This is a genomic window from Sphingopyxis terrae subsp. terrae NBRC 15098, assembly GCF_001598815.1.
GTDB lineage: Bacteria > Pseudomonadota > Alphaproteobacteria > Sphingomonadales > Sphingomonadaceae > Sphingopyxis > Sphingopyxis terrae.
Genome location: NZ_BCZQ01000017.1, coordinates 185,665 through 197,109, shown reverse-complemented (window position 1 = coordinate 197,109; position 11,445 = coordinate 185,665). Strand labels below are relative to the sequence as shown.

Sequence of the window (11,445 nt, the reverse complement as noted above, 5' to 3'; positions counted from 1 at the left end):
AGGTTCAGCGTGCCTACCCGGGTATCCAGCGAACGGTCGCGATAGCCGTTGCGCCAGGTCGCGCGCTCGCTGCTGCGTTCGTGGCGACCCGCGCCGATCAGGCCATCAACGTCGGCCTCCATGATCAGCTGCAGCACGTTCTCGGCGATGGTGCGCAAAAAATCCGGTTGGCCGCCCTTCGCAGCAAGCTCTTCGATCAGTAATCTGTCCTCGGTCATCGGGAACTCCTCTTCGTCACGGTTGAAGTGTGCAAACTCCACCATAACGATGAACCCGGTGGCCACCAGCGACGCCGCATTCCGGGGTGGGGCATGCCCCACCCCGGAATACACCATCGCCTACACCGGAAATTACACCACGAGCGCGGACGCTAACGCGGACGGTCGATGCGCTGGCTGCACCAGCGACAGGCCAGGCATTTCTTTGGGATACCGAGATCAAAGGTTTCGGTGTCCGTGTCGGCGCAACCGGGACGAAAACCTTCGTCATCCAGTATATGAATGAGGAAGGCCGGGTTCGGCGAGTGAAGATCGGGCGCTTCGGCGTGATGACGGTCGAGCAAGCCCGCGAGTTGGCAAAGATCCAGTTGGGCAAGGTCGCCTCTGGCGAAGATCCCGCAGAGGAGTCGCGCCGGGTACGGAAGGATCTCAATGTCGCCGAGATGTGCGAATGGTATCTCGTCGAAGCGCGGGCCGGCCGCATTCTTGGACGGAAGAACCGCCCGATCAAGGACACCTCGCTCAACATGGATGAGAGCCGCATCCGGACGCATATCATCCCGCTGACGGGTAAACGCCTCGTGCGGAAGCTGACGATCGCCGACGTCGAGGCCATGCAAAATGACATCGCCACCGGTCAAACCCGAAAGCCTCCTTCGGGCGGGCGCGGCGGCCGCCCGACGGGCGGTGCCGGCGTCGCCGGGAGGAGCCTCGGCACCCTTCAGGCCATTCTCGGCCATGCAAAGCATAAGGGACTGATTGCCGAACACCCCACGAAGGGCGCGAAGAAGCTCGCAACCAAGAAAAAGACCCGGCGTCTCAGCATCGCCGAGATCGAGCTGCTCGGTCGGGCGATCGGCCGGGCCGAACTGAGTTCCGAGAACCCCGTTGCGCTCGCAATTGTCAGGACTCTCCTTCTGACCGGCTATCGGCGGGAAGAGGCGCAGGCACTGCAGCGGCAGTGGGTCAACCCCATCTGCGGTTACGTCGCGTTCCCCGACACGAAGAGCGACGCGCAATATCGGGCGATCGGACCCGAGGCGGTCAAGATCGTTGTCGCACAGCCCGAAATTGCCGGCTGCCCCTACGTCTTTCCCGCGTCGAATGGCGAAGGCCCTTTTACCGCCGTCAGCGACTGCCTGGCTCGCCTGTGCCGCTCGGCCGGCATCGAGGGTGTAACGCCGCATACGCTGCGCCACACCTTCGGGAGCATGGCTGGCGAACTCGGCTTCTCCGAGCTCACGATCCGCGCGATGCTAGGCCACGCGTCGCAAAGTGTGACGCAGGACTATGTTCATATCGATGAAGCTGTGAAGCTGGCGGTCAGCCGCACTTCGGACGAGATCGCAAAACATCTCGAGACTGGCGTGCGGAAGGCGGCAAAGATGAAGTTCGCTCAATGACTCTTTCGGTCAGCGCATCCGGAGCGCGGATTGATCGGGTCGATCGAGTGCGCGGCTACTCCGGGAATGCGCTGGCCTTCAGCAATGTCATAGCTCATAGCGCCTCCCGGCAAGGTCGCCTCGTTCCCCTTTCGAAACCAGCATCGACTTGCTCCGCAATGCAGCCGGCAGGCTCGTGCAATCGGCGGCCCGGACGGGCCCAAGAATCCGGCAAACCTCGGCAAGATATTCGTCTGGAACCCGCATCCGGGCGCCTTGCAGGGCGGCATGAAGCATGACCGCTATCTCTTCTTGATTCAGCACGCCGCGCGTCACCGGACTCAGTAGCAATTCTGCCGAGCTAACGATTGGCAAGGCCGGGAAGCGCCGACTAGCGAGGCCGATCGCCTTGCGCTCGTCAATCATCGCGGTACCGCCGATCTGGAGGGCGTGCGCCAAAGTTGCGGCCTCACCATCGTCGAGCGTCTCGCTGATCGAACCGACGACGAACCCCATGAACAAGGCTTCTGCGTCCGCGTGCAGCTCGGCGACTTCGACCAGCCCCATCTCGATCAGCTCGGCCATCCTCTCGGCCGTCGCTCGCCCCTTGTCGCGGCCTCGCTCAAGTTCACCGAGCACAATGCGAGGCAGGATGGGCGGGCGGACAAGCGCTCGAAGGATCGCGATGGCCTGTCCCCCTGCGATGATGTTGATCCAGACGCTGGCATCCGCGACGAGCGGACGGCCGCCATCAAAGCAGGAACGAGGGGGACTCATCGGTCTCCGCTCCTTCCGCTTCGAACTCGTCGATCAGCGCGCGGGCATCCACGCGGTCGATATGCAGCAGACGCGCGACCTGGCCTTCGCTGATCAGCTCGCGGCGCCATGCCTCGCTCGCCATGAGGCTCATGCGCATCGACACCTGGCGCCGTGCGTCCGCGCGCGCATCGTCGGCCGGAATCGCGTCGCCGAGCACTTCGCGCGCCTGGACGTCGGTGATGCGGCCCTGATGCGCGAACCAGTCCCAGGTCCCCGCCTTAGTTAGGCCAAGTTCCTCGAGCCGGCGCACCATCGCCTCGCGCGACACACCGAAATAATGCGCGAGCAGGATGATATGGCGGCGAGTGAGCTTCGCCGCGCCCGCGGTCAGCTCTTGGAACTTGGCCGCAACAGCCCTCGCCGGGGTCAGGAAGCAGCGCCCGAACGCATTGGCATAACGCTCTTCGCGGCTGGATTCGGGGGAATTGGCATGGAGCGCGTCCGGCGACCTCCGGGTCGAAATGAAATGGCCAAGCTCATGCGCCCCGGTCTGGGTGCGCCGGTCGCGCGGATGGGCGGCGTTCAAAAGAATGCACGCGCCGATCGCATCGTCAAAGGCATAGAGACCCGAAATCTTCGGGTCGATGCGGCGGATGAACACTCTGGCGCCCAGCTGCAGTTCGAGCAAGGAGACAATGTCGTGGATCGGCGCCAGGCCGAGCCCCAGCAGCTGCCGCAGCTCCCACGCATCCTGTTCGGCCTGGAGCAGGACATTGCCCGGCAACAGTGGGCGCTCGGGCGGATCGAACCGCACGCGCTTGATGCCAAGGAGATTTTCCAGCTCGAGTTCGGCCTGGACAAGGCTGTTGAGCAGGTTGATCGCCGGATCGATCTCGTCGCCCTGCTCGCCGGCTTTGCGGAAGCGCGGCCGCAGATCGACCTTCGCGCTGTCCTGCCGGAGCAGCACGTTGAGCGAAGTTCCATAGAGCGCAGCCAGCTTCTGCAGTTCATCGACGCGCGCGCGGCGTTGCCCCTGCTCGATCGCGACAAGTGTGGTGCGGGCGACATTGAGCGCCGCCGCAGCCGCCGCCTGGGTCATCTTGGCATTCTCGCGCGCGTCGCGCAGCAGCTCGCCAATGCCTTCGGCGGTCAGGGATCCGGTGATCATTGCCATGGCGACACCATCGCGATCCGCGAGACGAACGATTCCTTGCCGAGGCTCGCGAGAAAGGCGAGCCATTCCGACCGGTGCCGTTCGAGCAGATCGAACATTTCCCGCTCGGCGACCGCCGCTTCTATCCCGAGCCCGTCGGCGGTTTCATGCGCAACGCGCCGCACTGCGCGGCGATGCAAGTCCGAGCGCGCGAGGGCGGCGAGATGATCAAGGTGAAGAATCCCCGCGATCGCATAATCCTCGAATGCCTTGCTCATCCGGGCAAACCCTTTGACGGTGCCGCCGTGAATGTCGCTCGCACCGAGATTTTCCCAGATATATTCGTCGGATGCCTCGACGATCCCGGCGGTGTGCATGCTCATGCGGCGCAGCATGCAGGCCGCGCAGATGCCGCACTGGCGTCGGCGGCCGCCGAAACTGACACGCCGCGAATCCTGCCAGCACGAGCGCGTGTCGTGCCAGGTCGGAGCAGCCTCCAGCGCGTGAGCCGCGGCAAGAGTCTCGCCCTTCGTATACCAGATGCGCGGATACTCGTAGGTCGGGACGCTTTTTCCCATGGCCGCGAACAGCTTCTCGATCCGCTGAGTGAAGGCGGGATGCACGCGATAATCGGGATAGATCTGACCGCTCGACGCGATGATCGGACCGAGTGCGCCTTGTCCGCTCTCGGTGACGACAATCCGATCGACCTTCGCCAGCTGCGCGGCGATGCCAGTGATCATCGCGAACTTGAACCCGCGTGACCGCGCGGAGGATTCGACGCGCTGGCGCTTGCCCAGCTTCACATCGAACGGAACCGCAGTGAACCGCCGCTGCTTGCGCGGCGTCCCTTTAGTGTCGGCCCCCTTGGTGCCGAGACGGACCCGCACCAGCCCGCCTTTCTCCTTTGCCGCGACGAGGGCGGCCACGGCCCGTGAATCGAGACCATCGCTATAGGGCATGATGATCTTGTCGGGGATCGAGAGATCAAGCTTACGCGGACCGACCTCGACGACATCGTGCTGGCGCCGGACGAAGCTCAACGCCCAGCGGTCGCCGGTGAGAAAGGCAAGTGCTTCCCCCAGCGCTTGTCGCACCGATGGCTTGTTCCAGAGGCTGTCGTCATGAACGGCGACGCGCAGATCGAAGGCGCGCGCCCAGCCCCACGCCGGACGGCGCACGCTCAGATCGCAATATTCGACGGCGGCAGCGATGATCATCAGGTCGACCAGCTCGGGATGCCAATCCGCGAAGAAGAAGTCCTTCAGCCCCTCAATCGACAGCGTGATGCTCTTGCCAAGGATCGCGCCCTGCGCCCCGTCACGCAGCGGCTCGTCTTCCTCCACGGCGTCGATCCGAACGCCTTCCGCATCCGCCACATGATAAGCCTTCACATTCACAGCGGCACTCCGTCGTCTAGGCCGGAATAGGTGGCAGCGGCCGGAGCCTGCGGGGCATCCGCGGTGCGAAGCACTTGCCGCGCCACCGCGGAAATATCGATCTCGCCATGCGCGCCTTCGAGACGCGACCGCACAGCGCGAGCGCGCTGGCCGGACGCCTCGCGGAACATATGCTCTTCGACCTGGCGAAATCCTGCGAGCAGCCGGTCGGAGACGGTGCCCTCGGCCGCCTGTTGCAGGGCGTCGGCCGGAGCGCAACCGTCATTGAGGGCATCGACCGCGTTCCGAAGGAAGCTCGCCTCCATCGGCGAACTGGCCTGGGAGTGCATCGCGCGGAGATCGGCAACGGGGAGGTCGCGAAATAGGCCAGGTTCATCAGGGCCGATGATCAGGCTGGACACCCTGCTGAGAAAGCCTGGCGACAATTCGGCGCGGCAATCCCGCTCGGCAGCAGCATGCAGCGCGTCGGCAATCTCGCGGGTCGAGAAAGCCTCAACATAAGCGCATTTGGCCGCGAGCTTCCAACGTGGCGACATAGGCAGTGAACGATAGGGCCCATCACTCATGGCAGATCTCCTGCCACGCTAACTAATTAGCAATCTGACATTGTCAATAATAATTTTTTATAAAGCTGACATTTCTCGCATATTGCCTTCCCCGAGCAGGCGCAGTCGGTCGCCAGCGGCCAACCCGCTGGTCGTCTCGGGGCCTCCGCAGACTTGTCGGTGCTCAGGCGGACTGCAGGTCCGGAAGCGACATTTCGGGTGCCTATTCGACGCTGGCGAAAGTCCGCGAACCCGATGGCAAACTGATCACGCCGGCTTCGCCGCCGTCGCGGGTATGCGGCATCCTCTGGCGGGGAGGTGTCGACACCGACCGGTTTCGCTTTGCCCTCAGCTTCTGCCGTCGATTCGGAACGGGGTACCTCCAATTCCGCCGCTGCGAGATGCGACAGCACCGCCGCGTAGCTGCCGAGACCGCGCACCGTTTCCGCCGAGATCAGGATTTCGTCATCGTCCGAGGCGCTGAAACGCCGAACGGTCGTGCCGTCAAAAACCACCCGCTCCGGGCCGAACGCCCCGGGAGCGCCGCCAGCCCAGCGCGCGAATACAAGGGCATGATCGACACAGAAAGTCTCGATCGCCTCGAACCGGCCCAAGGCAACATCATGGACGGCCAGGGTAAGCGTCCGGATCCCCTGGACAGGCAAAATCTGGGACAAAGCCGTCGTTAGCAGGTCAGACGGCGTCCGTCGGCTTTCGGTAAACGCGGACGTTCGATGAGCTTCCCTTCAGAGACGTGGGAGCCAAAGAGCAAGAAACGCCGCTGCGTTCAATTCGTAGCCAGCAGCGCGCGGGCTTCAATGGGCTTGTTTCTGCACTACCGCGCCCTGCGAATCCGGATCACCTGTACGAATGACCAAATAACGACGCTCGGCCGGGGCAGCATCCGCGACAATCTGGCGGATCGGCCCGACGGCGTTGACGATGGCGGCGCCGGCCGGATTGGTCATGAATTTGGCAAGAGGTTGAATCGCACCCGTCCCGTCTGCTTTGGTCGCCAGTCCAAGCGTGAACGGTTGCTTTGACGGCAGGCCCGCGACGGCGGCCTGCAGGATCTGGACCTGCCCCTGATCGAACAAAGTGACCTGGCTCTGGCCCTGGCCTGACAGGGTCAACTGGACCTTGCCGCTGGCCATATCGAGCGGGACCAGATTGGCCATGCCGTCGCCCGAAGGCACCGCGCCCGGCACATAGGCGACGCCCTGCGGCCCCTGACCGATAGGGATGGTCGTGAGCAGGCGGTTGGTCGCAGTATCGATGACCGCAACGCCGTCGCCATTCTCCAGCCCAACATAGATGCGGGTGCCGTCGCCCGAAGGCCATAACCCGTGCGGCAGCGCGCCGACCGGGACGGCGGCGACCTGCTCGAAAGTATCGGTCCGGAACACCTTGACGATATTCTGCGTGCCGACCGTCACATAGGCGAACTGTCCGCGCGACGTGCGGGCGATGTTGACGTGATTGGTGATGGCGCCGGTGTCGATCGTCTTAAGGACAGCGAACGGCGGCTTGGCATCGAACACCATCACCTTGCCGACATCTTTGAGCGTCAGCCAGACCTGCCTGCCATCGGGGGTCGCGGCGATGTCGGGGCAGAAGGGGCTAGCTTGGGCGACACGTCCGACAATCTTCTTGGCTTTGGTGTCGATTACGACCGTCTCGGGCGAGAAGCTCGAGCAAACGTACCCGTATTTGCCGTCGGGCGAGAAGATCGTCATGCCCGGGCCGTTCGGGACGGTGATGCGCGTGGCAGGTTCGAACGTCTTGCCATCGAGCACCTGGATATAGTCCTCGCCGCGAACGCTGACCCAGACCTCGCGCCCGTCGGGACGGAAGAACGCCTCGTGCGGCGAGCGGCCGACATAGGCGGTGTGCTTGACCGCGTTGGTGGCCGTATCGATGAAGGTCACCGAGTTCGACCCGATCGAGATCACCGCCAGCGTCCTGCCATCGGGTGAGAAGCCCATGCCGTGGACCAGAAGCTGACCCTTGTAGAGTGGGCTCAGATTGGCGGGCGTCAGATCGCCGAGCTTGATGACGCCGAGCAGCCGGTTGGTTGACGGGTCGATGACCGATACCGTGTTGGAAAACTGGTCCGAAGTATAGAAGCGGTCCTGCGAACTGATCGGCCGGTCGGGCGTCGCATTGGGCACCTGCTGCGCGGATGCGGTGTTTGCAAGCAGGCCGAGGGCGGACATGGCGAACGCCGTCTTGAGGTGATTCATAATCATTTTCCGTCTCCCTGATGCTGGTGAGGCACACTCGGCGGTGCGCCCTTCTCGGCAAGGATCGCCTGCATGACCTCGATCTCCTGACGCTGTTCAACGATGATGCCCTGCGCGAGACGGCGCAGGCGTTCGTCCTTGCCGTAGCGCAGCTGCGCCTGTGCCATCTCGATCGCGCCCTGGTGATGCGGGATCATCATCGCCGCGAAGTCGCGGTCCGGATCGCCGGACGGCGCGACCATCATCTCATGGTGCATCTGCTCCATCGCGGCGGCCATGTCGGTGGCGAAGTCCTGCGGCGCCGCTGCGAGCGCGCCTGCAGATGCCGCGAGGCCGAGGCCGGCAAGACCCAGTATCAGTTTCAAGCGCATGCCCCTTCTCATGATAGTCTCGCGATAACGCCTATGATGGCAGCCAGTGTCATCATCGCCGCCGGCAGCAGGAATATTTGCATCGTCGCCTCGCGGCCGCTGATCGTCAAGGCGAGGATTTCGACCGTACCGTTCAAGAATTCGCCGAAGCTACGCTGCCGCTCGCCCGGCACCGGACTGTCGGCAAGCAGGATGCCGCCCACGATCAGCGAGAAGTAGATGACCATGAACAGGGTCACCATCACCAGTACGCTGGCGGCATAGGCATCGCGTGCAAAGAAGGTCCAGAAGGACGCCACCATCATCGCGTAGAAGCCGACCAACGCGACCAGCACATGCGGATGCACGCCGCGATTGGCGACGCCGGGCGCCGGACGCTCCAGCTCCGCATAGGGATCGTCGGGCCGGACCAGCCGTAATGCTGGCTTGGCCGCCGGCTCGACCTGTGCCTCGGCCTGAAACTCGGTCTGCTTGATGCGCGTTGCCATGTCGGATCTCCGGATCGACAGCGCTGCGAAATGAAGCGTCGCTGTTCCTGTGATCAAGATGACGGCTCACCAGTCATCGATCCAACCGATGATACTTGTCGTTCCGATCACGAATGGAGATGAATGGCCTGGCTCGACGAACCCGACCTGATCAAGCGACGGCGGCAGTCCTTGGCGGATACACATGTCGCACAGCTCGAATGCTGGCGCGAAGGGCTGTTGGCCGACGGCAGACCTGTGCCGCATTTCGACCCGGCGGACGGCGGGATCGACGCCCGGCTGCTGTTGCTTCTCGAAACCCCGGGTCCCGGGCCTGAGCGCACGCGCTTCGTGTCGCGCGACAATCCGTCCGGGACCGCCCGCAATCTGCGGCGCTATCTCGACGAGGCCGGCATCGACCGGTCCGATTGTGTGCTCTGGAACACCGTGCCTTGGATCATGCATCCACCCGGCGCCCGCAATCGCACCGTGCGCAAAGCCGAGATCGATGCCGGGCTGGCCACGCTTCCCGGGCTTCTCGCGCTGCTGCCCAAGCTGAAAGTCTGCTTGCTGGCCGGCCGGGTGGCGACCAAGGCCGGACAACTCGTGTCGGCGCATGATGCTTCGATCAAGATCATCCCGATGCCGCACCCCAGCCCGGCCAACGTCTGTACAAGTCCGCAGGTTGGGGATCGCCTTCGCGCGGCATTCAGCGAAACAGCGGCCCTGCTCGACCAATCGTAAATGACGATTGGAACGATCCAATCAACAAGTTGGAACGATTGATCGCGCCGGTCTATTGATCCCTGCAGGAGATCGATATGACCCTCGAACAACTTCGTATTTTCGTTGGCGTCGCCGAGCGCGAGCATATGACCCGCGCCGCCGAGGCACTCAACGTCACCCAGTCGGCGGCGAGTGCCGCCATCGCCGCGCTCGAAGCGCGCCACGACGTGCCGCTCTTTCACCGGGTCGGGCGCGGCATTGAGCTCACCGAGGCCGGCCGCATGTTTCTGGACGAGGCGCGCGCCGTCCTTGGCCGGGCCGCGAGCGCCGAACTGGCGCTGTCGGAGTTCGGTGGTCTCAAGCGCGGTACGCTGCGGATCGTCGCGAGTCAGACCATCGCCAGCTACTGGCTGCCTGCGCGCCTCGCTGAATTTCATCGCCGCCATCCGCTGATCGGCATCGAACTGGTGATCGAAAACACCGACGGTGCTGCTGCGCAGGTGCTCGACGGCACGGCCGAACTGGGCTTTGTCGAAGGTTCGGTCGACCAGCCGGCACTTGCGCACTGGAAGGTCGCCGAGGACCGGATGCTACTGGTCGGCGCAGAGCGAACCAGGAATGTTGATGAAAACTGGATCCGCGAGGCCAACTGGATCGTGCGCGAACAGGGATCGGGCACGCGCTCGACCTTCGAGGAAGTGCTGCGCCATCGCGGCATCGATCCCGCTGACCTGCGCATCGGCATGACCCTGCCGTCCAACGAAGCGGTTCGTTCGGCGGTCGAGGCCGGCGCCGGGGTGGCGGTGCTGTCCGAGCTGGTCGTCCGCCGTGCGCTCTTGGCCGGGCATCTCCAAGATCTTGGCCTCGGACTGCCGGCGCGTCCGTTCGAAGCGCTGCGGCACAAGGAGCGCTTTCGCACCAGGGCAGCCGATGCGCTGACCGATCTCGTGAAGGAGCTTGGATGATGACCGGCGATCTCAAGCCCGTGCTCGACGGCCTGCGACCGCTCTCGCGGCTCGATCATCCCCGCGAGATGATCCGCCAGTTCACGCCCAACTGGTTCGCCGCGACCATGGGCACCGGCATCCTCGCACTGGCGCTTCCGCAGGTGCCGGGCATCGGCCCGACGCTGAAGCCGGTCGGCGAGGTGCTTTGGTTCTTCAATATCGCGCTCTTCGCGCTCTTCACCGGTATCTATTCTGCGCGCTGGATCCTGTTCGGCCATGAGGCGCGGCGGATCTTCGGCCATAACACGGTGTCGATGTTCATCGGCACCATCCCGATGGGCCTCGCCACGATCATCAACGGCTGCCTCGCCTTTGGGATCGCCCGGTTCGGCGACGGCATCGTCGGTGTAGCGCATGTCTTGTGGTGGATCGACGTTGCGATGGCGGTGACCTGCGGTGTCGTCATTCCCTATTTCATGTTCACTCGCCACGAGCACAGCCTAGATGGCATGACTGCAGTCTGGCTACTTCCAGTCGTCGCGGCCGAGGTCGCGGCGGCGAGCGGCGGCCTGCTCGCGCCGCATCTCGCCGATCCGCATGCTCAGTTCGTGACGCTGCTCACTTCCTATGTGCTCTGGGCCTATTCGGTGCCGGTCGCCTTCAGTATCCTCGCGCTGCTCATCCTGCGCATGGCACTGCACAAGCTGCCGCACGAGGGCATGGCCGCGTCGAGCTGGCTCGCGCTCGGCCCGATCGGCACCGGTGCGCTGGGCATGCTGGTGCTGGGCGGCGACGCGCCCGCCATCCTTTCCGCACACGGCCTCGCGTCGATCGCCGGCGTGGCACAGGGCCTCGGCAGCATCGCCGGGCTGCTGCTCTGGGGCTTTGGGCTGTGGTGGCTGGCGCTCGCGATGCTGATCACCTGGCGCTACTGGCGCGCTGGCATCCCGTTCAACCTCGGCTGGTGGGGCTATACCTTCCCGCTCGGCGTCAACACGGTCGCAACCTTCCGCCTCGGTACGACCTTCGACCTCGCCTTCTTCGGGATCGTCGGGACGGTGCTCACCCTTGCCCTCGCCATGATGTGGGTGGTAGTCGCCGCCAAGACGCTGACCGGCGCATGGAAGGGGCATCTCTTCGTATCGCCCTGCATCGCCACACCCAACTGATCGCCTGAGGCGATCAAAATCGAAAATCCGATCGCTTGGCTCGACGAGCCGGGTCGGCCACGTTC

The 11,445-nt window shown here is 64.1% G+C and carries 13 protein-coding genes; 4 read left to right on the top strand and 9 right to left on the bottom strand.

Annotation, left to right across the window (positions count from 1 at the left end; all coding sequences use genetic code 11):
- Positions 1-218: transposase (locus STE01S_RS11550; RefSeq protein ID WP_174531837.1), on the bottom strand; the 218-nt coding region annotated here is incomplete at its 3' end.
- Positions 219-349: 131 nt separating this feature from the next.
- On the opposite strand from STE01S_RS11550, the gene STE01S_RS11545 reads away from it, so the two are divergent.
- Positions 350-1,621, top strand: coding sequence for a site-specific integrase (locus STE01S_RS11545; protein ID WP_062767789.1), 1,272 nt, complete (start codon positions 350-352; stop codon positions 1,619-1,621).
- 87 nt (positions 1,622-1,708) lie between these two features.
- On the opposite strand, the gene STE01S_RS11540 is transcribed toward STE01S_RS11545, so the two are convergent.
- The 8 genes from STE01S_RS11540 to STE01S_RS11505 form a co-directional block, all read right to left on the bottom strand.
- Positions 1,709-2,377: a hypothetical protein gene (locus STE01S_RS11540; RefSeq protein ID WP_058455239.1), complete on the bottom strand. Its 669-nt coding sequence runs from the start codon at positions 2,375-2,377 to the stop codon at positions 1,709-1,711.
- Positions 2,352-3,527, bottom strand: a complete 1,176-nt coding sequence (locus tag STE01S_RS11535) for a helix-turn-helix domain-containing protein (protein ID WP_197409123.1) — start codon at positions 3,525-3,527, stop codon at positions 2,352-2,354. The genes STE01S_RS11540 and STE01S_RS11535 overlap by 26 nt, the downstream gene beginning before the upstream one ends.
- Complete coding sequence (locus STE01S_RS11530; RefSeq protein WP_156416692.1) at positions 3,524-4,891, bottom strand: 7-cyano-7-deazaguanine synthase; 1,368 nt, start codon at positions 4,889-4,891, stop codon at positions 3,524-3,526. The genes STE01S_RS11535 and STE01S_RS11530 overlap by 4 nt, the downstream gene beginning before the upstream one ends.
- A 17-nt stretch (positions 4,892-4,908) precedes the next feature.
- Positions 4,909-5,448, bottom strand: coding sequence for a hypothetical protein (locus STE01S_RS11525; protein ID WP_058800252.1), 540 nt, complete (start codon positions 5,446-5,448; stop codon positions 4,909-4,911).
- A gap of 56 nt (positions 5,449-5,504) precedes the next feature.
- The gene (locus STE01S_RS20400; protein WP_058455243.1) at positions 5,505-6,134 is read right to left on the bottom strand and encodes a hypothetical protein; all 630 of its coding nucleotides are present in this window, start codon (positions 6,132-6,134) and stop codon (positions 5,505-5,507) included.
- Positions 6,135-6,272: 138 nt separating this feature from the next.
- Positions 6,273-7,706 (bottom strand): YncE family protein, encoded by a 1,434-nt coding sequence (locus STE01S_RS11515; protein WP_120694179.1) that lies wholly within the window; start codon positions 7,704-7,706, stop codon positions 6,273-6,275.
- Positions 7,703-8,071 carry a CopM family metallochaperone gene (copM, locus tag STE01S_RS11510; protein ID WP_120694178.1) on the bottom strand — a complete coding sequence of 123 codons (369 nt, stop codon included), beginning with the start codon at positions 8,069-8,071 and terminating at the stop codon, positions 7,703-7,705. The genes STE01S_RS11515 and copM overlap by 4 nt, the downstream gene beginning before the upstream one ends.
- Positions 8,072-8,079: 8 nt before the next feature.
- Complete coding sequence (locus tag STE01S_RS11505; protein WP_058455246.1) at positions 8,080-8,559, bottom strand: hypothetical protein; 480 nt, start codon at positions 8,557-8,559, stop codon at positions 8,080-8,082.
- Between the two features lie 123 nt (positions 8,560-8,682).
- On the opposite strand from STE01S_RS11505, the gene STE01S_RS11500 reads away from it, so the two are divergent.
- From STE01S_RS11500 to STE01S_RS11490, 3 genes are all read left to right on the top strand, one after another.
- Complete coding sequence (locus tag STE01S_RS11500; RefSeq protein ID WP_058455247.1) at positions 8,683-9,282, top strand: uracil-DNA glycosylase; 600 nt, start codon at positions 8,683-8,685, stop codon at positions 9,280-9,282.
- A 77-nt stretch (positions 9,283-9,359) separates the two neighbouring features.
- Entirely contained in the window at positions 9,360-10,229 is an 870-nt protein-coding gene (locus STE01S_RS11495) for a LysR family transcriptional regulator (RefSeq protein WP_058455248.1), read from the top strand.
- Positions 10,226-11,380 carry a TDT family transporter gene (locus STE01S_RS11490; RefSeq protein ID WP_231729122.1) on the top strand — a complete coding sequence of 385 codons (1,155 nt, stop codon included), beginning with the start codon at positions 10,226-10,228 and terminating at the stop codon, positions 11,378-11,380. The genes STE01S_RS11495 and STE01S_RS11490 overlap by 4 nt, the downstream gene beginning before the upstream one ends.
- The last annotated feature ends 65 nt before the right edge of the window (positions 11,381-11,445 follow it).

Excerpts from the sequence above, each read along its gene's own strand:
- STE01S_RS11515 (WP_120694179.1), bottom strand. The coding sequence starts at position 7,706 with ATGATTATGAATCACCTCAAGACGGCGTTCGCCATGTCCGCCCTCGGC.
- STE01S_RS11500 (WP_058455247.1), top strand. The coding sequence starts at position 8,683 with ATGGCCTGGCTCGACGAACCCGACCTGATCAAGCGACGGCGGCAGTCC.
- STE01S_RS11505 (WP_058455246.1), bottom strand. The coding sequence starts at position 8,559 with ATGGCAACGCGCATCAAGCAGACCGAGTTTCAGGCCGAGGCACAGGTC.
- STE01S_RS11490 (WP_231729122.1), top strand. The coding sequence starts at position 10,226 with ATGATGACCGGCGATCTCAAGCCCGTGCTCGACGGCCTGCGACCGCTC.
- STE01S_RS11525 (WP_058800252.1), bottom strand. The coding sequence starts at position 5,448 with ATGTCGCCACGTTGGAAGCTCGCGGCCAAATGCGCTTATGTTGAGGCT.
- copM (WP_120694178.1), bottom strand. The coding sequence starts at position 8,071 with ATGCGCTTGAAACTGATACTGGGTCTTGCCGGCCTCGGCCTCGCGGCA.
- STE01S_RS11535 (WP_197409123.1), bottom strand. The coding sequence starts at position 3,527 with ATGATCACCGGATCCCTGACCGCCGAAGGCATTGGCGAGCTGCTGCGC.
- STE01S_RS11495 (WP_058455248.1), top strand. The coding sequence starts at position 9,360 with ATGACCCTCGAACAACTTCGTATTTTCGTTGGCGTCGCCGAGCGCGAG.
- STE01S_RS11540 (WP_058455239.1), bottom strand. The coding sequence starts at position 2,377 with ATGAGTCCCCCTCGTTCCTGCTTTGATGGCGGCCGTCCGCTCGTCGCG.